This window comes from Nesterenkonia alba DSM 19423, from assembly GCF_000421745.1.
In the GTDB taxonomy this organism is placed as follows: Bacteria; Actinomycetota; Actinomycetes; order Actinomycetales; family Micrococcaceae; genus Nesterenkonia; species Nesterenkonia alba.
In genome coordinates, this window is the sequence record NZ_ATXP01000002.1 from 89,314 (window position 1) to 112,584 (window position 23,271).

Here is a 23,271-nt window from a genome sequence, read left to right on the forward strand (position 1 = left end):
GAACCCGGACACTGCCTCAGTGGCTACTGCGATTCGGCCTCAGGGTCCGCAGTGGTCTCGGCCGACTGCCCGGTGTAATCCCCGCGGGTGGTGAGCAGTTCATCAGTATGGGTGATCGGCGCAGGCAGGGAGTTGTTGAGGTATCCGGCCCGGGCGATGGCCATTGAGCCCACCGTGGAGGTCAACAACTGAGCCACCACGGCCAGCAGTGCTTTGAGGAGGTTCAGCCACGTGAAGTCGATGAGCAGAGCGCCGATGACGATCGATGCGACTCCCAGACCGGCTGAGGTACCGACGGCGGAAGCACGCAGGTAGAGGTCCGGCAGTTTGAACAGCCCAATGCCGGCGACGATGATCGTGGCGATGCCGAGGAAGATGCAGACCAGTCCGATGGTGTGCATCACCAGTCCTAGGGTGGTGTAGTCCATCAGCGGCGTCCCCCCAATCCGAGCCGGGCCATGGAAATCGCCGCCATGAAGCCCAGTAGCGTGGCGATGAGGATGATGTCGAACAGCGCCTCGATACCGGTCCGCAATCCGATCAATGCGATGAAGCCGATAATCGCGAAGAAGATGAGGTCAGCGGCGACCGCACGGTCGGTGATCCGCGGCCCCAGCCAGGCACGGATGGCTGCCAGCAGCATCCCCACGGCGAGCAGAATCAGGGCGATCTCTAGGACGATCTCACCGATCATGGCTGCTCACCGCCTTCCTCAGCCGGTGTGTTCCCCGCGCCGATCACCGGTGCCTGCAGAGGTCGGGAGAGGTCTCCCGGGGTGCGCCGCATGGCCCGCAGGAGCCGGTTTTCCATCTCTTGGATTTCCTCAGCCAGGGCATCGCGTGTCTCGGCGAACATCCCGTGGACGTAGAGCACCCGGTGTTCCTTAGAGATGGTGATCGTCAAAGTGCCGGGGGTTAAGGTGATGAGTGCGGAGATCAGGGTCCATTCGGCGTCGGAGACGGAGGCTGCCGGCACTGCGGCGATCGCCGGATTGGCCTTCATCCGGCGTGTGGGGCGCAGCACGTCGATGGTCACTCGCAGGTTGGCGAGGAAGAACTCCTTGGCGTACCAGAAGAGGAAACTGAGGATCCGCCAGATCCAGGGGGCTGAGGACGGGTTCCGGTGGCTAGGCATTGCTCACCGCCTCCACGTAGTGCTCGGGGTTCAGGAGGTTTTCCGCCGCCGTTTCGGCAATCATCATCAACACTTCCGCACCCAGGCCGAAGAACAGGGTCACCCCGGCGAGGATCATCCCCGGGATGATGAGTTTCATCGGAACTTTGACCTGCTTCTCCCCGGCGAGGACTGCGGAGGTGGTGGCCGTGGGCGGACCGATGGTCAGCGTGGGGTTCTCTGCTTGGGCTTGGACCCGCAGGTACCGTTTGCCGTGCATGCGCTCCTGGTAGACCAGGGCGCGCTCTTCGAGGTCGTCGGGGGCCTTGCCCATGAACACCCCGGTCCAGATCTTCAGCATGGACAGCAGGGTGAACACGCTGACCAGGATGGCCACGGCGGCCACCCAGTAATGGGAGAGCTCGAGGGTGGCCTGGATGATGCTGAACTTGGCGACGAATCCGGAGAACGGCGGCAGTCCAGCCAGGGAGAGCGCGGCGATCATAAAGGTCACCGCGATCAGCGGTTCGCGTTTGAGCATGCCGCCGAGCTTGTCGATCTGTCCGGTGCCGTAGGTCTCCTCGATGGCGCCGGTGGAGAGGAACAGGGAGGCCTTCACGATCATGTGGTGCAGCAGGTAGAAAATCCCCGCGGTGAGTCCCAGTCCAGTGAACAGCCCCACCCCGATGAGGATGTAGCCGATCTGGCTAATCATGTGGAAGACCAGGATAGAGCGGGTGGTTTTCTCCCCGATGGCTCCGAGCACGCCGATGAGCATCGTCAGGCTGGTCACCACCAGCGCGATCCAGAGGAACTGTTCGTCACCGTCGAACATCAGCGAGTAGATCCGGTAGATCGCGTAGATCGCCACCTTGGTGTGGATCCCGGAGAACAGGGTGGTCACCGCCGGTGAGGTCATCGGATAGGTGCGGGTCAGCCAGCCGTGAACGGGTACGACGGCGGCTTTGATACTGATGGCGGTCAGTACCACTCCCGCAGCCACCGCCACAGCCGGATCCTCAGCGGCGACACCGTGGAGTTCAGCCAGGTTGACCGTCCCGGCGGTGGCGTAGACCAGGGCGATACCGGCCAGCAGCAGCGTGGAGGCCAGCAGATTAACCGCCACGTAAATCCGGGCGCCGTGGGCGCCAAGTTTGGCACCCATCATGGCCAACAGCCCGTAGCTGGGCAGCAGCATGACCTCAATGAAGACGAAGAAGTTGAAGATGTCCCCGGTCATCAGCGCCCCGGCCACACCGGCCATCAGCACCAGCACGAAGGGGTGGTAGAACCGGGCGCGGGCCTCGTGAGTGGCCATGGCGAACATCACCGAGGTCAACCCGAGGATGCAGATGATGAACAGCACCGCTGCGGAGAGTTGGTCGACTACGAAGGGGATGGAGATCCCGTAGTCCCAGAACCCGACCTGGTGGGCGATGACGGTGCCGTCGTGGGTGGCCACGAGCAGTACCACCGAACCGGCGAACATGGCCGCCAGTGTGGACAGGCTGATGATGTGGCGCAGCAGCTTGTGCTTGCGCACTGCAGCACCGAGGGCCGCCAGCAGCAGAGGCATACCGACCAGCAGGGGCAGCAATGGTGGGAGAAGCTCGTTCACGCAACGCCTCCCTTCTGCCCCGGGGAGCTGTCGTCGTCGTTGCGGGGCGCTGCGCCACGGTGCTCGGAATCGGGGCGTTCAGCCTCGCTCGGCTGGGGCTGTCGCCCTTCGAAATCGTGCACCGGTGACATCGGGGAGGCGTCGGCTCCTCCGGTTCCTGCCCCTGCTGCCCCGGTGGTGGTCAGATCCATGGAGTGAGAAGCCGCGTCGGTGAGGTCTGCGGTGTTACTGTCTTGCGCCGGAGCAGGAGCAGCACCTTCGGGGGCGAGGACTTTCACCGGGGATTCCTCATCATTCTCCGTGTCGTCGTCGCCGGTGGTGGTGATAGCCAGGGTGAGCATGAACATGGTGATGGCGAAGGCGATGACGATCGCGGTGAGCACGAACGCCTGCGGCAGCGGATCCGCACCTTCACCGAATTCTGAGCTCCCGATGTACGGCACCCCCCGGAAGGCGGTGTTCCCGGCGGCGAAGAACATCAGGTTCGCCGCATGTGAGGCGAGGATGAACCCGATGATGATGCGGACCATGCCCCGCTGCATGAACAGGTAGACGGCGGCTGCGGTGAGCAAGCCGACCGCGATGGCGATGCTCATTCCTCGCCCTCCTTCCGGCGTCGGGCGCGCAGCAACTCTCCGGGCCGCAGCTCACCCTCTGCGTAGTCAGGGTCGGCTTCACGGGGCAGGTCTCCGGGGTCTTCGCCGGCGTGGATGGTCTCCGCTGGGGTCTTTCCGGCGGCACGCATGTGTTTGCGCAGCAGTTCCGCTGGGTACCGCTGAGCCTGGCCGAGTCGGTCGATGGCGGTCAGGACCGCACCGATGACAGCCAGGTAGATCCCGACGTCGAAGACCAGTGCGGTGGTCAGGGTGAAGCCAGCCTCCGTGCCCCACGGCAGGGGCAGCCCTTCGACGATGACGATGGGCCGCAGGTAGGAGCCCTCCTCTCCATCGAGGAATCCGGCCAGACCGATCGCCGCCCCCAGGGCGATACCACCGACGATGATGAGTGCGTAGTCGAAACGCAGTTTGACCGCTGAGTCGCTGGGGGCCACCAGGTAGCGCAAGGCGAAGAATCCACCCAGGACAAGGGCCGCGATGAACCCTCCCCCGGATTCGTAGTGGCCGCGCGCCAGCAGCACCAGGGAGAGAATGATGATGAACGGGGCCATCCAGGTGAACACCTTGCGCATAGCGGTGGTGTTGTCCTCGGAGTTCGCCAGCGGGGTACCGTCCCAGAGCTTGGATTCGGCGGGCTCATTGTCGCTGGTGGAGAAAGCGGAGTTCAGCACCGCGAGGATGGCGAACCCGGCCACACCGAGCACCGTGAGCTCACCGAAGGTATCCAAGGGGCGGAAGTCCACCAGGATGGAGTTGACGGTGTTGACGGCGCCGACGACGTCGTAGGTCTCCGTTAAGTACCACTCGGCCGCTGGGGACTGCCCCCGCCGCCCGGTCAGCGCGAATGTGGCGATGAACGCCATGGCACCGAAAGCCACGGCCACCACGGCTGAGACCACCGTGCGACGCCGGGAGACGGCGTGGAAACGCCGAGGCAGTTTGCGCAGCACGAGGACCAGCACCACCACGGTGAGGATCTCCACCAGCAGCTGGGTCATGCCGACATCGACCGCACCGAGGGCGAAGTACCAGGCGCCGACGACGAATCCCGCGCCTCCGGCGAGCACAGCCGCAGCGGTCCGGGACTGGGAGATGACCGTGCCGACCAAGAAGATGGCCAGCAACCCGATGAGCACCCAGTCGGTCATCAGCGTGTGGCCGGGGTCGAAGCTACCGACGTCGCCGACATGCAGCACTCCGGCGATGAACAACCCGGCCAAGAAGATACCCGGCACGGTCAGGTGCAACCCGTGCATATCAGTACGGGTTAAGTCACCGACGCGCCGACCGATGTCGATAGAACCGGTGCGCATCTTTTCGGCCACGGCGACACCGGTCCACGGCAGGATGGTGCGGGGAATGACGCTATCGAGGCGGGTACGGCCGAACACGGCCACCAGGCCGATACCCATAATCGCCACCGAGAGCATCAGATCCACGGTGATGCCGCCCCAGAGGTAAAAGTGCGCGTCATAGGCAACGGTGGCAGCGGCGTCGACAGCGGAGGTGATGAGTCCATCGAAGAGGAAGGGTGCAAAGCCCAGCAGTCCACCGAGCGCCGGCAGCAGGGCTGGCAGGTAGAAGCTCATCGGGGCTTCGTGTGCGGCATCAGCGGCCATCGGCTTACGAGGCTCGTCCTTGGCGCCGGCTCCGGTGTAGCTGGTGAACGCCCCGAGCACGATCCGCCCGCAGTAGGCGAAGGTGCCGACGGCCGCCAGCACTGCCAGCAGGGTCACCGTCCAGGTCAAGCCGGGGCCAAAAGTGCCCTCCTGCCCGGAGAGGAAACCTTTGAGCAGGTTCTCCTTGGAGACAAAGCCGAACAGTGGCGGCACTCCCGCCATGGACAGGCAGCCCAGCACGGTGATGACGAAACTGACCGGCATGGTTTTGCGCAATCCGTTGAGTTCGCGGATGTCGCGGGAGTGCGCCTCATGCTCGATGATCCCGACCATCATGAACAGGCTGGATTTGAACAGCGCATGGGCGACCACATGGATGATCGCCGCTGCGATCGCGGTGGGGGTGCCGATGCCGATGACCGCCACGAGGAAGCCCAGCTGCGAGACCGTGGAGTAGGCCATGATCTCTTTGATGTCGTGGCGTTGGAGGGCGAACAGCGCCCCGATGAGCGCGGTGATGAGCCCGCAGATAATGAGTAGGCTCTGCCAGATGGCCACGCCTTCAAAGACCGGAGCGAACCGCAGCAGCAGGTAGATCCCGGCTTTCACCATCGCTGCGGCGTGCAGGTAGGCACTCACCGGGGCTGGGGCCACCATGGCATCGGGCAACCAGAGGTGGAAGGGGAACTGCGCTGACTTGGTGAACGCGGCAAAGGCGATGAGCACCGCAACCACACCGGTGAACACGGCGTCCTCGCCCCACACCTGATGTTCCAGGGCGGCTGAAAGGCTCGTGGTGCCGGTGCGCACGATGATCCACAGCACGGCCGTCAGCAGGCCGAGTCCACCGGCCATGGTCAGCAGCAGCGTCCGCTGGGCAGGAGCCGGAGCCTTATCCCCGGAGCGGTTGATGAGGAAGAAGGAGCACAGAGTGGTGAACTCCCAGAAGACGAACAGCAGGATCATGTCATCGGCCAGCACCATGCCGGACATGGCGAAGACGAACAGCAGCATCCACACGTAGTAGTCGCTGGTCTTCTTCTGGGGGCTGAAGTAGCGGGCCGAGTAGGCCATCACCAGGGCGCCGATGAACAGCACCAGCAGCAGGAAGACCATCCCGAGCCCGTCGAGACGCAGGGAGATGCCGACGTCGACGGTGGGGATCCACGGTAGGTGCTCTTCTGCGGTCTCACCGGCGATGACATCGGGGAGCCAGGTGAGGCTGAAGATCCCGAGTACCGTCAACGCTGCGGCGGCGAACCAGCCGGTGTTCCTGCCCAGGACGGTGTGGGCCACGGCAGCGGCGGGCACCAGCAGCAGGGTGAGGAAGACCAGAGTCAGCATGCTCACAGTGCGTCCTCCTGGTCAGTGCGGTGCGGGTCAGGTCACGTACGGCCGGCGCCGTGCAGCCGGCACGGAGCGACCAGGGCGATCTACTCCACACACTCACACGGCGGTAACCGCTTGCCGACCAGTCTTCCCGGCGCACCAGGCTCCGACTATAGCGGGTGTCGGAATTCTCCGGCAACGATGTGACAAGCGATGACCGTCACCGGGAGTTTACTGTTCTTCGACGACACCGCAGGCTGAACGGGCTCCGGTGTCCCCGGTGGCCAGGGATTCCTGGTCGGGTCCGTAGGGCGCATAGCGTTCGGGAATATTGCCGTAGTGGGCGGGATCTTCGTGCACGATGACAGCTGTTCCCTCCTCACTGAGGAGCAACTCCGAGGTGAGCCGGTCGGAGAAGAAGCTCATCTGCCCTTCACCGTCTTCGCCGATGAGAACGTTGGGCATGTCCCCGGCACGGTCGGGGTGGTAGATCGTCTCCTGCCCGGTGGTCTCCTCTGACCCGGTGCCCTCCTGGTCAGTGCCTTCTTGGCCTTCAGCCTCCGGCGGCGGGGTGGTTTCGAGCTCATCCTCACCTTCGATGACTTCATCCTCCTCGCTGGGGTGGCCGGGCAGCACTCCCCCGGCGGAGTAGAAGTCACCGATCTGACCGGCTTCGTTGGCGGATTGGGGTTCGCAGAGGCCGTTCTCGTTCACAGTGACAGCGCGGAACCCGGGGCTGAGGGTTTCCAACTCGGCGGTGACAACGACGCCGTCCTCGGCTTCGGTGAAGCTCACCGTCCCGATGGGGTTGCCGACGGCGTCGGCCAGCTCAGCGGCGGCGAAGGGTTGTTCACCGTCGCCGGTGTTCGACGCCTCGTCGGTCTCCTCGGTGGTGTCGGCCTCATCGGCCGCCGGAGTCTCGGCGGTGTTCTCCGGGGCCGGGGTGGTCTCATCCTCAGCGGGTTCGGCATTGTTGCCGCCCAGGGCGTCACAGGCACTGAGCATGGCCGCGCTGGCGAGAAGGACAGTGGTGATGGCGTAGGTCCGCCTACGTGGTGAACGCTCACTTCTGCTCATCATGAGGGCACACCCTACCCGTGGAGGCTGAGGAAATTCTCCAGGGATTGTGAGTGTCTGGACGTGTTCACCGCAGGATGCTGAACCCGCTGGCCGGAAGAGTCTCCAGTTCTTCGGTGGTGGCCTGGCGGGTCTCCACGCCGCTGACCTGGGCGCGTGGAGGCCCATGGTGGCACCACCGCAGCAGGGCGTCGATAGCCGGCCCATCCCCACCGAGGAGCAGTTCAACGGCACCATCAGAGGTGTTACGCACCCAGCCGATGAGCCCCAGCTCTTCGGCTTGGCGCCGGGTGGAGGCCCGGTAGTTCACGCCCTGGACCTTCCCGGTGATCCGGGCGAAGACTCCTGTGCTGAATTCCTGGCCTGCAGTGGTCATGACACTAGTCAAACACCGCTCCCCGCCCGTTGTGAACAGAGCTTGTGAACCGAGCTCACCGCGCGTGAACCGATCAGGACAGCAGATGTCACCGCCTTAAGGTGAGCGGCTTACCACCCTCAGGCGTGGTGGGCTGTTGTGGTGGCGGCGTCGTACTGGTAGACCTCACGGCCATCGATCCAAGTACGCAGGGCCCGGTTGCGGGTGTCCAACGGGTCGCCTTCCCACAGGGTGATGTCTGCGTCCTTGCCAACCTCCAAGGAGCCGACCCTATCGGCCACACCGAGCACCTCGGCGGGATTGATGGTCACCGCTTGAAGCGCCTCCTCACGGTCCATCCCCTCTTTCACGGCCAGGGCGGCCTGGTTGATGAGGAAGTCGATAGGTACCACCGGGTGGTCGGTGATGATGGAGACCTTCACCCCTGCGGCGGCCAGTACCCCCGGGGCGTGGGGGCTGCGTTCGCGCACTTCGACTTTGGACCGGGACACCATCATGGGCCCGTAGAGCACCGGGATGCCGCGGGCGGCAATACGATCGGCGAGCTTGTAGGCCTCGGTGCCGTGGTCCAGTACCAGTTCGTAACCGAATTCGTCGGCGAGCCGGAGGGCGGTCATGATGTCATCCGCGCGGTGACAGTGCTGCCGCCAGGGGATCTTGCGCTCCAGCACTTGGACTAGGGCTTCGGAGACCAAATCGGCCGGGCGGTCTTGAGGGTCTTTAGCGGCCCACTGCCGGGCTTCGGTGAATGCTTTGCGCACCGTGTAGGCGGTGCCCAGGCGTGTGGAGGGGGTCTTGTTCTGGTCGCCGTAGACGCGTTTGGGGTTCTCCCCCAGGGCCGCTTTGAGGCCGGAGGGTGAACGCAGCACCATATCGTCGACGACGGCGCCATGGGTCTTGATGGCCACCGTGAGGCCGCCAATGGGGTTAGCTGAGCCGGGATTGACGTTCACAGTGGTCACCCCGTGGGCCACGGCGTCGTCGAACCCTATATCAGCGGGGTTGATGGCATCGAGTGCTCGCACCGCGGCGGTCACCGGATCGGTCTTCTCATTGAAGTCGGCTCCGGCCCAGCCTTCACCCTGTTCGTGGACGCCGAGGTGGACGTGGGCGTCGATGAGTCCGGGGACCAGCCACCCGCCGTCTGCATCGATGACCTCGTGGTCATCTTCGGCCTCGATATCCGGGCCGAGCGCGGCGATCTTCCCACCGGTGACTTTCAGGGAGCCGTCGAAGGGCTTCCCGGTCACCGGGACGATGTGAGCATTGCGGACAATATAGTTTCCGGAAGCAACCATGTGCTCACTGTAACGGATTCCTCACCACGTGCCGAGCGGCAGCCGGTGCCAGGGCTTCTTACGACTTGCGGTTGTACAGGACCATGCAGAGCGGGGAGAAGATGGCCACGAGCACGGCACAGTAGACCGCCACGAGTCCCAGGCTGGCCGGATCGTAGGTGCCGTCCATCAGCTCACGGATCGCTGATACCACCACGGAGACCGGGTTAGCTTCCACCACTCCCCGCAGCCAGGAGGGCATGGTCTCAGTGGGCACAAAGATGTTCGAGGCGAAGGTCAGCGGGAAGATGATCGTCATCGAGACCCCCATGACGGCCTCTTCGGTAGGCATCAACAGCGCGATGGTCGTCCACACCCAGGACAGGCAGAAGCTGAACACCAACAGCAGCACGAACGCTGCGAGCACTCCGGTGAGCCCGCCGTCGGGACGGAACCCCACGATGAACCCGACCGACAAGATGATGGTGCCCGCCAGGGTGTAACGCACTTGGTCCCCGAGCAATGCCCCGACCAGTTGAGATGGCCGCCAGGTGGGGAGCGAACGGAACCGGTCGAAGATGCCCTTGGAAATGTCTTTGTTCAGCGTCACCCCGGTGTACATGGTGATCATGATGAGGGTCTGCACGAAGATACCGGGGATGAAGAACTGGACGTACTCCCGTACGGCCCCTCCCCCGGGCGTGCTGCCGGAGACCACCGCGCCCATGGCTCCGCCGAAGATGTAGGTGAACATCACCGTCATCATGATGGGGAAGACGGTGACGTCGAACAGTTGCATGGGGATGTGCTTGAGCTTCAGCATCGCTCGCCACCCGAAGGTCAGTGAGGCGGTGAGCGGGTTGGACGGTCGGGGCCGATCCTGCGGGGGCAACAACACCCCACGGATAGCGTGGGCTTCCGTGGCCGGGGTGGTCTCGGTGCTCATCGGCTCTCCTCCGCGGGTTGACCGGTCAGGGCGAGGAAGACTTCATCGAGGCTGGGCTGCCCCAGGGCGAAGGTCTCTAACGCGATGCCTGCCTCTTCCAGGGCGCTGAGCCCACCGGCGGCACTCTGGCCGGCGGCCAGGGAAGCACTCAGCCCGGCGCTATCGGCTTCGCGCACGACGTCGACACCGAGGCTAGTACGCAGCACTGCGGCTGCTTGTTCCCTCTCCGCTGGATCGATGACCCGCACCTTCAGGGCTCCAGCACCCACCTGGGCTTTGAGCTGGCCAGGGGTGCCTTCAGCGATGACGGTTCCGTGGTCGATGACCGCCAACCGATCGGCCAGTTGGTCGGCTTCTTCGAGGTACTGAGTGGTCAGCAACACTGTGGTGCCACCATCGACCAGGGTGCGGATAATGTCCCAGACCTGATTGCGACTGCGGGGGTCCACCCCGGTGGTCGGCTCGTCGAGGAACATCAGCTCCGGGGTGACGATGAGCGAGCCGGCGATATCCAGCCGGCGGCGCATCCCGCCGGAGTAGTTCTTCACCTGGCGGTGGGCGGCGTCGGTGAGCCCGAAGGCTTCAAGCAGGTCCATGCCGCGACTGCGGGCGGCCCGCTTGGTAAAGCCCAGCAGCCGGCCGAGCAGGATGAGGTTCTCCACCCCGGTGAGGTCCTCGTCCAAGGAGGCAAACTGACCGGTGAGGGCGATCTTCTCCCGGATGGTCTTCGCTTCGGTGAATACATCGTGACCCAGGACAGTGGCCTCACCGGCATCGGGGCGCAGCAGGGTGGCCAGCATGCGGATCGTGGTGGTCTTACCGGCACCGTTAGGGCCGAGTACGCCGTAGATACCGCCGCGGCGAATGGTCAGGTCCACACCATCGACAGCAGTGGTCTTGCCGAAGCGTTTGACCAACCCGCTGGTGGCAACGGCAAGGTCGCCGGAGGAGAGCAGAGTGCTCATCAGAGCCTTTCGGGAAGAACGAACGGGAATCACGTCCCCGGCGGATACCTTACCCGGTGTTCTGCAGACCGGCAGCGACACCCTTCAGCGTCAGCAGGAGTAGATTGCGGGGGTCTTCGCCCTCCGACTCGGTGAGCTCGGCCGAACGCAGGGTGCGCAGGGCCCGCAACTGGATCAACGAGAGCGCGTCCACATACGGGTTGCGCAATTGCACAGCCCGGCCGAGGACGCGGTGCTTGGCCAGCAGGCGGGGCTGGTCGGTGATCGCCAGCACCCACCGGGTGGTCAGTTCGAGTTCCTCAAGCACCTCGGTGGCGAGGTCTTGCCGGTCGCTGAGGGCCAGATAGCGCCGCGCGATGCGGGTGTCCGTCTTGGCCAGGGACATCTCCACATTGTCGATCATTGCCTTGAACAGCGGCCACTGCTCATAGGCCTGACGCAACAGCTCGACGTCGCCGACGCGCTCCAAGGCGGTCCCCAACCCATACCAGCCGGTGAGGTTGATACGGGCCTGCCCCCAGGCAAAGTTCCAGGGGATAGCCCGCAGGTCCTCCAGGGACTCCACGGACAGCCCGCGTTTGGCCGGTCGGGAGCCGATGGCCAGCAGTCCGATTTCATCCTGCGGGGTGACCTGAGCGAACCAGGGGGCAAAACCCTCGGCGTGGATCAGGGAGTGGAAGCGTTCCCGGCTGGCGGCATCGAGCTGGGCGGCCAGGTCAGCGAAACGCTCGGCGGCAGCCGCGTTGCGTTTCTCCGTCGACGGCGCCGAGGCCATCAGGGTCGCAGCGGCAACCTGTTCGATGTGCCGCAGGGCGATCTCCGGGTTGCCGTACCGGGCGGCGATGACTTCACCCTGTTCGGTGACTTTAAACCGCAGATCCACCGAATGGGGCGGCTGGGCGAGGATCGCCCGGTTGGCTGGCCCTCCGCCGCGACCTAGGGCCCCGCCGCGGCCGTGGAACTGCGTCAAGGTGATCTCGTGGTCGATGGCCCAGGCGGCGATCTTCTCCTGAGCCTCATAGAGGGCAAGAGTGGCGGCCACCGGGCCGACGTCTTTGGAGGAATCCGAGTAGCCCAGCATGACTTCCATCCGCCGACCGGTCTGGTCGAGTCGCTGTTGGAGTTTCGGGTGGCTGAGGGCCTCGTCGAGGATTCGTGGGGCGTTCTGCAGATCCTCGTAGGTCTCGAATAGTGGAATGACATCGAGCACCGGGGCGTACTCCGGCCCACCAAGAGCCTCTTCAGCGAGTTCGTACACATCGGCGAGGTTCTGTGCGGACTGAGTGAAAGAGACGATGTAACGGCGGCAGGCGTCAACGCCGTAGCGCTGCTGGACACTGGCGATAGCCCGGAAGGTCTCCAGGACCTCCTCGCCGTCGACGGCCATCTTCTCCACCGCCTCAGGATCTTGAAGCCACTTCAGGGCCTGGCTGTGTACCGCCGAGTGCTGCCGGACTTCCAGCTCAGCCAAATGGAAACCGAAGGTCTCGACCTGCCAGATGAGTTCCTGCAGGTCCCCGTAGGCCGCACGGGCCGCCCCGGCCTCCACCAGGGAGGCCTGCACGATTTTGAGGTCCTCGACGAGTTCGGCGGGCACACTGTAAGCCAAGTCGGCGTCGCGGCGGCGGGTGGCGGCGATCCGTCCGGCGATGGCGAGCATGACCTGCCGGTGGGGCTCCCGGGGAGAGTGCTCAGCCGCGGTGGCGGTCAGTTCATCGGAGAGCTGCTTGAGCCGGTTCCACAAGGTGGTCAGCTGCTCGCTGGGTGGGGTGTAGCGCTCATCGAGGGTCAAGGACAACCCCACGGTGCGGGCACGGTCCTGCAGTTCGGCCAGAACCTTGTCAGCCATCTGCCCCACCGCCCGCCGAGTAATGGAAGCGGTGACATTGGGGTTGCCATCGCGGTCGCCGGCAATCCAGGAGCCCAGGCGGATAAACGCTGGGGCTTTGGGGGCTGCTGACCCGGCGGTCTCGGCCTGCAGCCAGTCGTCCATACGCCGGTATGCCTCGGTGAACACCTGGGAGAACGAGTTGTCAAAGAAGTTCAGGGCGGTGCGGACCTCGTCCAGCGGAGAGGGGCTCGTCACCCGCAGCTGGGCGGTGCGCCACATATTGTCGATCTCTTCAGCCAGGTCCCGGGTGTTACGTGCCTGGGCGGCCGGCCCCATGCGGGGGTCGTCGCGTTCGTCGAGCAGCGCGCCGATCCGCCGCAGGCTGGAGGTGATCGCGTTGCGGCGGGCCTCAGTGGGGTGGGCGGTCAGCACCGGGTGGAAGCGCAGCTCTTTGAGGCGACGCTCGGCTTCGCGCTGGCCGACTTCCTCAGCCAAATGGGTAAAGGCTGCGGCCACCGAGTCCGACGGCGACTGCTCCTCTAAGGGGATCTCACCATCGCGGGTGCGCAGGGTGCGCACCCGATGCTGCTCTTCGGCAAGATTGGCCAACAGAAAGTAGCAAGTGAAAGCCCGGGCGACTTCCTTAGCCCGGTCGGGATCCAGGGATGAGACGAAATCTTCAGCCTCGGCGAGGGTGTCCTCACTGGGGTCTTCGACGGCGGCAATGCACAGTGAACGCAGGTGCTCGACGTCGTCGTAGAGTCCCCGGGGACTGGTGCTCTCAGTGGCGTATTCGCGCAGTACCTGACCCAGCAACCCACCGAGAAGACCGACATCGTGGCGCATCGCCTCGGGGATCTCGTGGGTCGCTGCGGCACGGGAGTGCTCGTCGGCCGCGGGATTCGACGCAGTGTTTTGGGACATGGTGGCGCCTCCTGGGAGTGATCGTGCCCTGCCGGCACGTCGAGGTGGGAGCGCGACCCCGTCGTCACGCCATGTCGTCACAGGATGTGTGCGATACCTAACACGTTACCAACCCCAGGGCGGCGGTGGCGGCGGAGCTGGAGTCGATACGATCGAGCCCGTAAGAAACCCGCGCCACGACATCCCCGATACAGCATCGGCTTGAGGAGTCCATCGCATGTCCCAGCATCCCGGCCACGGCTGGCCTCCCGGTGACAACGGCGAGCAGCCGCGGTTCGGGCCCACCATTACCGAGCAGATGCGGCTGCAGGGCCCGGTGGCGCCCCCTCAACAGCCCTACCGCCCCGTGCCACACCAGCAGCCCTGGACCACCCAGGCGATCCGTCTGCCCGGAGAACAGAAACAGTGGAGCCCACAGCGGATCGCCGCACTGGTCGGGGTGGGTGTTCTGGCCCTGGTGCTGGTGTTCATGCTGCTCATCATGCTGCTGGTCATGGGCCCGGCAACCCTGGTCATCGTGCCGCTGGCGGCCTTGCCCCCGTTGGTCATTATTGCGGTGATCTGGCTGATGGACCGGTGGCATCCGCAGTCGCCGTTGATGATGGCGCTGTGTGTGTTGTGGGGTGCGGTCGCCTCGGTCATCATGACCCTGGTGCTGGGCCTGGGCGCAGAGATCGGGTTCGCCATTGCCTTCGGGGAACCTCCGGGATGGGTGGGTCCGGTGGTCTTCGCCCCGCTGTTCGAGGAAACCTCCAAAGCCCTGCTGCTGCTCATTATTCTGCTGGCCGCGCGGAAGCACTTCGATGGGCCGTTCCAAGGGTTGATGTTCGGCTCTCTGATTGGCATTGGGTTCGCCTTCACCGAGGACATCCTCTACATCAGCATGGCGTCGGTGGAGGGTGGTCTGGTCGCCGGGGGTGCCACGTTCTTCCTTCGGGGGATTCTCACACCTTTCGCCCACGTGGTCTTCACCGGGGCGATCGGAATGATCATGGGCTTTGGCGCCCGACGCCCCGGGATGGGCTGGGGTTTTGCCATGCTCGTGGCCGGCCTGCCAGTTGGCATGGTCCTGCACGCACTGTGGAATCTGGCTGCGGTGGTCTCGGCCACTGAGCCGCTGCTGGCTTTCATCATCTCCGCCCTGATGGGGTTCCTCAGCTTCGCTGCCTGGCTGACGGCTGCGCTGCTGTTGCGCCACGATGAGGTCAAACGCACCCGTCAGGCCCTGCGGGAATACGTGCGCAGCGGATGGATGACCCCGGAGGAAGTCACGATGTTTGGCAGCTGGTCCGGACGGCGTCGGGCCACCACCTGGGCCTCCCGGTACCCCGGCGCTAAGAAGGTCATGCTGCGGATGATCCGCATCTCCGCCCGGTTGGCCGTGCTACGGCATCGCATCCTGCTCAACCCTGGTCACACCCAGAGCGAGCGCACCGCGGAGGTGAAACTCCTCCACGCCTTCACCCAGCTACGCGGCGAGTTACTGCGACGCACCACCCCGGCACCCATGCCTGCACCCTCACCGGGTCCGTTTCCGGGCCCACCGCCTGGTGGGCATCCCGGGTCACCCGCAGGTCATTACCCTCCCCCGGGTCACCACCCACACCCCGGTCAGCACGCCGGTCAGCATCCGCACTCCGGTCACCACCCACATCCTGGTCAGCACCCTCCCCGGCTGCGCTAGTCACCCCCGGTGGTCCGGCGACCACTCACGGTTAGTCGGTCACACGCAGGGCACGACGCCGTTTCTCCAAATCCATGAGTTCGGCGTTGATCCGCCGGTACTCCTCGGGCTGGTCCGCGGGGTCCATGCGCTGCAACCGTCCCATGAGGTTGGCTTTTTCATGCTGGATTTTCAGTTCCACGAGCCGGTTGAGGATTTCCTGACAGTATCGATCCAGATGTTCCTCGTCGGTGGCCGGTAAGTTCATCACTGCCATCTCCGAGACCAGGGAGCGGATCGGTTCGGGGACTTCTTCCCGCACAGCGGCCACGAGCCTGGCCGGATCAGAGACCCGCGCCACGGCGATGCGGATCGCATCGTGGACCACCTGGTGGGCTGCGGCAGTAAACCGCACAGTCAGTGCTTCCTCCCACTGTTCGGCGGTCAGCCGAGCGGGATGCTGCAGCAGCACCTCAAGCGCTTGACGTTCCATCATCACCACCGGATCGCGGGTATCGGGTCGCTGAAAGCTGGGAGCCGAGCTGCCGACGTCGTGGGCGTATCCGTTGCGGCCTCCCGCCGATTCAACCCTGCCACTGTGCTGATGTGATCCCCGCTGGGGGGCCTGTCGCTGAGTAGCACCGGCGGCCGTGTTGACCGCGGCCTCGACGTCGTGGATCTCCGCACCGAGCCAACCGGCCAGTTCCCGGATATAGGCACTGCGTAATGCTGTGTCCCGGATGCCAGCGACCACAGGTGCAGTGGCCCGTAGTGCCCCCACCCGCCCGTCGATGGTGCTTAAGTCCCATTCCCGTAGCCGCCGGCGGATGACGAACTCAAACAGCGGGGACTTGGAGTCAATGAGCGCGATGATCGCCTCATCCCCCCGGTGCTGACGCAGATCGCAGGGATCCATCCCCTCTGGCCCCACGGCGATATAGGTTTGAGCGCTGAACTGGTGAGCCTCGTTAAATGCCTTCAGCGCGGCGTTCTGCCCCGCCTCATCACCGTCAAAGGTGAAGACCACCTCGGCGGGTGAGCCGTCGTCAGAGAGCAGCCGGCGAGCAAGCTTGACATGCCCCTCTCCGAACGCGGTCCCACAGGTGGCCACCGCGGTATCCACCCCGGCGATATGGCAGGCCATCACATCGGTATAGCCTTCGACGACGACGAGCTGGCGCTTCTTCGCAATGTTCCGCTTGGCATATTCGATCCCGTAGAGCACCTGATTCTTCTTGTAGATCGGCGTCTCCGGGGAGTTGAGGTACTTAGGCCCCTGGTCATCCTCGTAGAGCCGACGTCCCCCAAACCCCACTGTGGTGGACGTCATGTCCCGGATGGGCCAGATGAGCCGACCCCGGAACCGGTCGTAGAGACCCCGCTGCCCCTCGCTAAACAGCCCGGTGAGTTTCAGCTCATCCTCCCGGAAACCTTTGGTGCGCAGATGGTTGAGCAGATTGTTCCACCCGCGGGGGGCGTAGCCGACCCCGAAGCTCTCAGCGTGCTGACGGGTGAAACCCCGCCCGGTGAGGAACTCACGGGCGATCTGCGCTTCTGGCTGCAACAGCTGAGCCTGGAAGTACTCATCGGCGATCTTATGAGCGTCCAGTAAGCGCTGACGCCGGCCGACTTCAGCTTGATCCGGACCGCTACCGCCATCCTCGTAACGCAGTTCCACACCGTACTTCGCCGCGAGACGCTCCACTGTCTCTTGGAAGCTGGTGTGTTCCATGGCCTGGACAAAGGCGATGACGTCCCCGGACTCCCCACAGCCGAAGCAGTGGTAGGTGCCGATCTGCGGACGGATGTGGAAGCTGGGAGTGCGTTCGTCGTGGAAGGGGCAGAGTCCTTTGAAGGAGCCGATGCCGGCTTGTTTCAAGGTGACGTACTGTTCGACGATCTCGCGCAAGTCGGCACGCTCACGCACCGCATCGATGTCTTCCCGCTTGATCAGTCCAGCCACAGCACCATCGTGCCACGGCGACGCCGTCATCGTCGCCGCTGTGGAAAACCGGGCTCCGCGATCTGGAACCACATGCGCACTGCTTCTGGTTAGGCTGGGGTTCCATGACTGAGCTTTCCGGACGTCAACGAGTCCAGGCCGCCGCAGATCAGGTGGGCGTGGCCATTGAGTTCGCCGAACGCGGGCCTGCCCGCTCCGTGGAGGAGGCGGCCGCTAGCCTCGGAATCACTCCCGGGGAGATTGTCAAGACCCTGGTGGCTCGGGCCAAACGCACCCAGACCACCTCCGAGGCCGAATATCTCCTCGTGCTCATTCCAGGTGATAAAGCGGTGGACTGGGGAAAGCTACGCAAGCTGGCCGGGTTCAAGAAGATGTCGATGGCCGCCCCGGAGGAAGGTTACAAGGCCACCGGCTACTACCCAGGCACCATCAACCCCTTCGGCACCACAACACCCCTGCCGGTCTACGCGGACTCCTCCATCACCGGGCGGGTGGCCATGGGTGCCGGGGAGCCGGACCTCAACCTCTTCGTTGACTCCGCCGAACTCTTCGCCGCCTTCGGTGTGACGACCGGAGACATCGGCAAATATCTCGACACATAGAAGTGTCACAGAGTGCCGTGGGCACCCCATGGCTCAGGCGAAGAGGCGGTTCATCACTGGTTTGCCGTGCACGAGGGTGGCATACCACTCCAGGGCCGCACCATCGGTGAGGGACGCGATCTGGTCAATGATGGCACGGTGGCGACCGGCGTCGTCGTCGGCTGCGCGATAGTCCGCCTGGAATTGAGGGTCTAAGAACCGATCCCCGGTCTCCACCAGCAGTCCATGCAGATCAGTGAGCACGTCCCGCTGACGGACATAGACCGGCATCTGCTCGCGAGAAGCCATAATGTAGTTCGCCGCGATGCCCTTCATCAGGCAGATCTCCTCCAGGGTCTCTGTGGGCACCACGAGATCGGCCTCATGCCGTACCAGCGGCTGACTGCCGTGGGCCTGTCGGGTCGCTGTGTAGATGGCCCCGCAGAACCGTCCGATGAGTTCGCTTGTCATGTTCTTCAAAGCAGCCAGAGCGCGGCGAGACCCGTCGGATTCCCGGGTCCAGGCCTCCACGCCGGCTAAACGTTCGATGGCGGCGTCGATCCGGTCTTCACTGGTCTCCGGGAGGTACCACTCCTGGGTGGTTTGAATGACGCGGGCCCGCTGAATGTCATCGTCGAGGAACTTCAGCTGGAACCGTCCCGAGACGATGCCGTCCTCCACGTCGTGGACCGAGTAGGCGATATCATCGGCGGCATCCATCACCTGAGCCTCCATGCACTGGCGAGTACCCGTCACACCCTGGCGCAGCCAGGTGAAGACCTCCAGATCGTCCTCATAGGCACCGAACTTAGGGCTGCGCGTGCCATCGGGCCGCAGAGGAGCTTGGTGAACCCGCCACGGATACTTCACCGCCGCATCGAGACTGGCCCGGGTGAGGTTCAACCCGGCGGAACGGCCATCGGGGTGGAAGCGCTTGGTCTCCAACCGGGTGAGGATACGCAGCGTCTGGGCGTTACCTTCGAACCCGCCAATCTCTGCGGCCAACTCGTTGAGTACCTTCTCCCCATTGTGGCCGAACGGGGGGTGCCCGAGGTCGTGGGAGAGGCAGGCGGCGTCGACGACGTCGGGATCGCAACCAAGCAGCCGCCCCAGTTCCCGTCCCACCTGGGCCACCTCCAGCGAATGCGTCAGGCGGGTGCGGGAGAAGTCGTCCACATCAGGTGAGACCACCTGGGTCTTAGCGCCCAGGCGACGCAGGGAAGAGGAGTGCAACAGGCGGGCGCGGTCCCGTTCAAAACTGGAGCGGTAAACCGATTTGCCGTGCTCGGGAACCCACCGGTCCTCATCCACTTCGGTATAGCCAGGGGCCAGTGCGGAGTACCGCCCTTCGACTCGTTCCACGTTCCGCCCGCTCATAGGATCAGCTTACCCACGGGGAACGGCCGCAGGAGTCCCAGGTGTCAGCGACTGGCCCTGCGGGGCGATGCGGCAGGCCCCGCCGGGACACCCGGCGGCCACTACACCTGAGGGGAACGGCGTGGCAGTCGAGGGAGGGAAGGTGCAGGCTCAGCACCACGCACAGAGTGGAGGGGTTTAGCCGCCGGAGGTGTCGACCTCGGCGGCTTTGATCATCTGGCGCTGGTCCTCATTGAGTTCCTGGGAGACCAACCAGTCCTCTGGCAGGTGCACCTTCTTCGGCGATCCCGCCCGGCCACGTGGGCCTTCGGCGGCCTCCCCGGGATAGCCGATCGACTGATCGAGCTGACCCAAGAGGTCCTCCAACTGGTCGAGGGTCTCCACCAGGACCAACTGCGACCGCAACGCACCTCCGATGGGGTAGCCCTTGAAGTACCAGGCCACGTGCTTGCGGATATCCTGCATCGCTTTGCGCTCATCACCGTCGAAATACGGAATGAGCATCTTCGCGTGGCGCAGCAGTGTCTCGATGACCATGGTCAGGTTCGGACGGTGCCGGTCTTCGCGGCCTTCGAAGGCTGCCTGGAGATCACCGAAGAGCCAGGGACGTCCTTGGCATCCCCGGCCGACGACGACGCCGTCGACCCCGGTACGCTGCACCATGGCCACGGCATCTTCGGCAGACCAGATATCCCCGTTGCCGAGCACCGGAAGATCCGGCAGGGCTTCGCGCAGCCGCGCGATGGCATCCCAGTCGGCCTGTCCCGAATAGTGTTGGCGGGCGGTGCGGCCATGCAAAGCAACAGCGGCCACCCCGGCGTCGCGGGCCGCCCGACCGGCCTCAAGGTAGGTCAAGTGATCTTCATCGATGCCCTTGCGCATCTTCACCGTCACCGGGATATTGGCCTGCTCGGCCTCCCGCACCGCGGTGGTCACGATCGACTCGAACAACCCGATCTTCCACGGCAGGGCCGAGCCGCCGCCTTTCCGGGTGACTTTGGGGACGGGGCAGCCGAAATTCAGGTCAATGTGGTCAGCACGGTCTTCTTCGACCAGCATCCGAACCGCGCGCCCGGTGGTCACCGGGTCCACCGAGTAGAGCTGCACTGAGCGGGGCACCTCGTCCGGCTCGTGTTTGATGATCCGCAGGCTCTCCGGGCGACGCTCCACCAGGGCCCGCGCGGTGACCATTTCGTTGACGTAGAGCCCACCGCCGTACTCGCGGCAGAGTCGACGGAAAGCGGTATTGGTGATCCCGGCCATCGGCGCGAGCACCACCGGGGTGTCCACGGTGATCGGCCCTAGCTGCAGGGCCGGAAGCAGGGCGCGCGGGCGTTCCAGAGTGTCAGTCACAGGTCTATTATCCAGTCCTGCATAGTGCTATGAACCGTGCATAACGCTATAGCCCTATGCAGGGTTCATAAGGTTATGCAGATTGATCGCGGGCGTAGATGAGGGCTTCGAAATCCACCTCGGCTTCATCGCGCTCGACAAGGTCGTCGATGATGCCGGTCAGCGGGGTCATGGCGTCGTCGACCTCCAGCTGGACCGGGTAGCGGGCCGCCACCAGCGCCAGCAAGGTGGAAACTGCGGAGGCGGCCTCGTGCTCGGCGAGCTGCGGATTCCAGCCCAGCAGCACATCGGCGGGTGCATCGGTCTGCTCGGAGGTGTAGCTCACCGCGAAGGCAGTGATGCGGTTCTGGTGTGAGGTGTCCCGCAGCACCACCGCACCGCTGGCTCCGGTCTCCGGGGCCAGCAGGTACTTTTGGGCGGTGCCGATGGTCATCTCCGCGGGATCCCAGTGGTGGACGGCGTTGTAGAACTGTGCGACGACCTCACTGAGCTCGACCGAACCGGTGGCCAGATCCTCTAGATCCATCGGCGAGTTCTCGATGTCCGGAATCGGCAGCACACCAGGGGCGACGACGACGTCGCGAGAACGCTGAATCTTGGTAAATCCGTTGTCCTTGAGGAAACACTGAGCAGCCGACCCCTTGGCGCAGCGGGCCTTGAGGCTCTGCACCGAGCAGTTAGACATCTCAGCTTCGAGGATGTTGAGCAGTTGGGCGGCAACCCCCTTGCGGCGGTGCTCGGGCAGCACCTCGGCGTAGAACCACAGCCGGGTGGGGTGTAAGGCAGAGCTGACCACGGTCGCAGCCGCGACCGGGACCTCGTGCTCTTCGGCGATGACGGTGCGCTGCCAGGGGTCGTTAGAGGACGGCCGCAGCATGGCGCGGTCTTGTTCGATCTGCCGGTCGTCGGCGTCGCCCCAGACTTCCATCAGGCGCAGGTCATCGCCATCCTGCCAGGGGCGGACGGTCAGACCGGAATCGAGGGTCAGGCAGGGCGCCGGGGAGGCCGCAGGGGTCTCCTCCGCGAGAAAATCAGAGGATTCTTCAGAGGGGTGCACCTGGTCGGTGGTGCTCATCGCGTGTCCTTTGCGGTGCGTCTACAGTCGATTGCAGCTCATGGCGACAGCTCAGCGAGTCTAAACCCGCCGGCTGAGGCGTGCAAACACCCCGCGCCACCGGCTCGTCAGTGAGCCTCAGCCCAGCAGCTTGGCCGCCAGGTAGGACTCGACCTGGTCCAGGCTCACCCGCTGCTGAGTCATCTCATCGCGGTCGCGGATGGTCACCGCCTGGTCCTCGAGGGTGTCGAAGTCGAAGGTGATGCAAAATGGGGTGCCGATCTCATCCTGGCGACGGTAGCGACGACCGATAGCGCCGGCGTCGTCGTAATCAATGTTCCAGTGCTTGCGCAGCGTGTCAGCGAGCCGGCCAGCGGGTTCAGCCAGTTCCGGCTTCTTCGACAACGGCAACACCGCCGCCTTGACCGGTGCCAACTTCGGGTGCAGCTTCAACACGGTGCGAACATCCACTCCACCCTTGGTGTTGGGGGCTTCGTCTTCGGCGTAGGCGTCGACGAGGAAGGCCATCATCGAGCGGGTCAGTCCGAAGCTGGGCTCAATGACATAGGGCACGTAACGGGACTCGGAGGCCTGGTCGAAGTAGGACAGCTCCTTACCGGAGTGCTCGATGTGCTGGCTGAGATCGTAGTCGGTGCGGTTAGCGATCCCCATCAGTTCGCCCCACTCGCTGCCCTGGAAACCGAAGCGGTACTCCAGGTCGATAGTGCGGTCAGAGTAGTGGGCGCGCTCGTCGTCGGGCACATCGAACTGCCGCAGGTTCTCCGGGTTCAAGCCGAGATCGGTGAACCAGGCCACGCAGTCTTCCACCCAGCGGTCGAACCAGGTGCCGGCCTCCGCGGGCGGGACGAAGTACTCGATCTCCATCTGCTCGAACTCCCGGGTGCGGAAGATGAAGTTCCCGGGGGTGATCTCATTGCGGAACGCCTTACCGATCTGCCCGATGCCGAAAGGGGGTTTCTTCCGCGCGGCAGTGACCACGTTGGCAAAGTTGGTGAAGATCCCCTGGGCGGTCTCCGGGCGGAGGTAGTGGAGGCCGGATTCGTCATCGACAACCCCCAGATAGGACTTCACCAGCCCGGAGAACTGGCGGGGCTCGGTGAAGTTACCCTTAGTGCCGCAGTGGGGGCAGTTGATCTCCGCCAGACCATCTTCGGGGGCACGACCCTTCTTCTCGATGAAGTCCTCGATGAGCTTGTCTTCACGATCCCGGGTGTGGCACTGCTTGCACTCCACCAACGGGTCGGTGAAGGTGTCCACGTGCCCGGAGGCCTTCCACACCGCCGAGGGCAGGATGATGGCCGAGTCGAGTCCGACCATGTCTCCGCGGCCCCGTACGAAGGTCTGCCACCATTCGGCCTTGATGTTCTCCTTCAGCTCGGTGCCCAACGGACCGTAGTCCCAGGCCGAGCGGGATCCGCCGTAGATCTCACCCGACTGGAAGACGAAGCCACGGCGCTTGGCCAGGTTGATGACTTTGTCGAGGGTGGTCTCCTTCGCCATGGGGCGTGTGCTCCTTGAAGTCTCGGTGCGCGGTGCACAGCGGGGGAACCGCTGCGCGGGTGACGAT

At 64.4% G+C, this 23,271-nt stretch carries 19 protein-coding genes; 2 read left to right on the forward strand and 17 right to left on the reverse strand.

Features of this window, described 5'->3' with window-relative positions; translation table 11 throughout:
* Positions 1-23 precede the first annotated feature (23 nt).
* The 12 genes from H578_RS12630 to H578_RS0102230 form a co-directional block, all read right to left on the reverse strand.
* Positions 24-428: a cation:proton antiporter gene (locus H578_RS12630; RefSeq protein ID WP_022872071.1), complete on the reverse strand. Its 405-nt coding sequence runs from the start codon at positions 426-428 to the stop codon at positions 24-26.
* Positions 428-694 carry an MrpF/PhaF family protein gene (locus H578_RS0102180; RefSeq protein ID WP_022872072.1) on the reverse strand — a complete coding sequence of 89 codons (267 nt, stop codon included), beginning with the start codon at positions 692-694 and terminating at the stop codon, positions 428-430. The genes H578_RS12630 and H578_RS0102180 overlap by 1 nt, the downstream gene beginning before the upstream one ends.
* Positions 691-1,134 carry a Na+/H+ antiporter subunit E gene (locus H578_RS12635; protein WP_022872073.1) on the reverse strand — a complete coding sequence of 148 codons (444 nt, stop codon included), beginning with the start codon at positions 1,132-1,134 and terminating at the stop codon, positions 691-693. The genes H578_RS0102180 and H578_RS12635 overlap by 4 nt, the downstream gene beginning before the upstream one ends.
* Positions 1,127-2,731 (reverse strand): monovalent cation/H+ antiporter subunit D family protein, encoded by a 1,605-nt coding sequence (locus H578_RS0102190; RefSeq protein WP_022872074.1) that lies wholly within the window; start codon positions 2,729-2,731, stop codon positions 1,127-1,129. Before H578_RS0102190 ends, H578_RS12635 begins: the two co-directional genes overlap by 8 nt.
* Positions 2,728-3,327, reverse strand: a complete 600-nt coding sequence (locus H578_RS15840) for a sodium:proton antiporter (protein WP_022872075.1) — start codon at positions 3,325-3,327, stop codon at positions 2,728-2,730. The genes H578_RS0102190 and H578_RS15840 overlap by 4 nt, the downstream gene beginning before the upstream one ends.
* Entirely contained in the window at positions 3,324-6,311 is a 2,988-nt protein-coding gene (locus tag H578_RS12645) for a DUF4040 family protein (RefSeq protein WP_245554879.1), read from the reverse strand. The genes H578_RS15840 and H578_RS12645 overlap by 4 nt, the downstream gene beginning before the upstream one ends.
* 216 nt (positions 6,312-6,527) lie before the next feature.
* Positions 6,528-7,376, reverse strand: a complete 849-nt coding sequence (locus tag H578_RS15385; protein WP_022872077.1) for a superoxide dismutase family protein — start codon at positions 7,374-7,376, stop codon at positions 6,528-6,530.
* Between the two features lie 64 nt (positions 7,377-7,440).
* Entirely contained in the window at positions 7,441-7,749 is a 309-nt protein-coding gene (locus H578_RS0102210; RefSeq protein WP_022872078.1) for an acylphosphatase, read from the reverse strand.
* 119 nt (positions 7,750-7,868) lie between these two features.
* The gene (locus H578_RS0102215) at positions 7,869-9,047 is read right to left on the reverse strand and encodes an amidohydrolase (protein WP_022872079.1); all 1,179 of its coding nucleotides are present in this window, start codon (positions 9,045-9,047) and stop codon (positions 7,869-7,871) included.
* Positions 9,048-9,105: 58 nt separating this feature from the next.
* The gene (locus H578_RS0102220; RefSeq protein WP_022872080.1) at positions 9,106-9,972 is read right to left on the reverse strand and encodes an ABC transporter permease; all 867 of its coding nucleotides are present in this window, start codon (positions 9,970-9,972) and stop codon (positions 9,106-9,108) included.
* Positions 9,969-10,937, reverse strand: coding sequence for a daunorubicin/doxorubicin resistance ABC transporter ATP-binding protein DrrA (locus H578_RS0102225; protein WP_022872081.1), 969 nt, complete (start codon positions 10,935-10,937; stop codon positions 9,969-9,971). Before H578_RS0102225 ends, H578_RS0102220 begins: the two co-directional genes overlap by 4 nt.
* A gap of 49 nt (positions 10,938-10,986) precedes the next feature.
* Positions 10,987-13,692, reverse strand: a complete 2,706-nt coding sequence (locus tag H578_RS0102230; RefSeq protein WP_022872082.1) for a phosphoenolpyruvate carboxylase — start codon at positions 13,690-13,692, stop codon at positions 10,987-10,989.
* Positions 13,693-13,909: 217 nt separating this feature from the next.
* On the opposite strand from H578_RS0102230, the gene H578_RS15390 reads away from it, so the two are divergent.
* Positions 13,910-15,376, forward strand: a complete 1,467-nt coding sequence (locus H578_RS15390) for a PrsW family intramembrane metalloprotease (protein WP_022872083.1) — start codon at positions 13,910-13,912, stop codon at positions 15,374-15,376.
* Between the two features lie 31 nt (positions 15,377-15,407).
* Here H578_RS15390 and dnaG read toward each other — a convergent pair whose 3' ends face one another.
* Positions 15,408-17,318: a DNA primase gene (dnaG, locus tag H578_RS0102240; protein WP_022872084.1), complete on the reverse strand. Its 1,911-nt coding sequence runs from the start codon at positions 17,316-17,318 to the stop codon at positions 15,408-15,410.
* A gap of 104 nt (positions 17,319-17,422) precedes the next feature.
* Here dnaG and H578_RS12665 point away from each other — a divergent pair, with 104 nt between their 5' ends.
* A complete protein-coding gene (locus H578_RS12665; protein WP_022872085.1) occupies positions 17,423-17,920 on the forward strand; it encodes an aminoacyl-tRNA deacylase in 498 nt (165 codons plus the stop codon).
* A 33-nt stretch (positions 17,921-17,953) separates the two neighbouring features.
* Here H578_RS12665 and H578_RS0102250 read toward each other — a convergent pair whose 3' ends face one another.
* The 4 genes from H578_RS0102250 to H578_RS0102265 all read right to left on the reverse strand — a co-directional run bounded on the left by H578_RS0102250 (position 17,954) and on the right by H578_RS0102265 (position 23,204).
* On the reverse strand, positions 17,954-19,276 hold the full coding sequence (locus tag H578_RS0102250; protein WP_022872086.1) for a deoxyguanosinetriphosphate triphosphohydrolase: 1,323 nt from the start codon (positions 19,274-19,276) through the stop codon (positions 17,954-17,956).
* Positions 19,277-19,453: 177 nt separating this feature from the next.
* Positions 19,454-20,629, reverse strand: coding sequence for a tRNA dihydrouridine synthase DusB (gene dusB, locus H578_RS0102255; RefSeq protein WP_022872087.1), 1,176 nt, complete (start codon positions 20,627-20,629; stop codon positions 19,454-19,456).
* Between the two features lie 73 nt (positions 20,630-20,702).
* Positions 20,703-21,704, reverse strand: coding sequence for a GNAT family N-acetyltransferase (locus tag H578_RS12670; RefSeq protein ID WP_022872088.1), 1,002 nt, complete (start codon positions 21,702-21,704; stop codon positions 20,703-20,705).
* Between the two features lie 117 nt (positions 21,705-21,821).
* Positions 21,822-23,204 (reverse strand): glycine--tRNA ligase, encoded by a 1,383-nt coding sequence (locus tag H578_RS0102265; RefSeq protein WP_022872089.1) that lies wholly within the window; start codon positions 23,202-23,204, stop codon positions 21,822-21,824.
* Positions 23,205-23,271 lie beyond the last annotated feature (67 nt).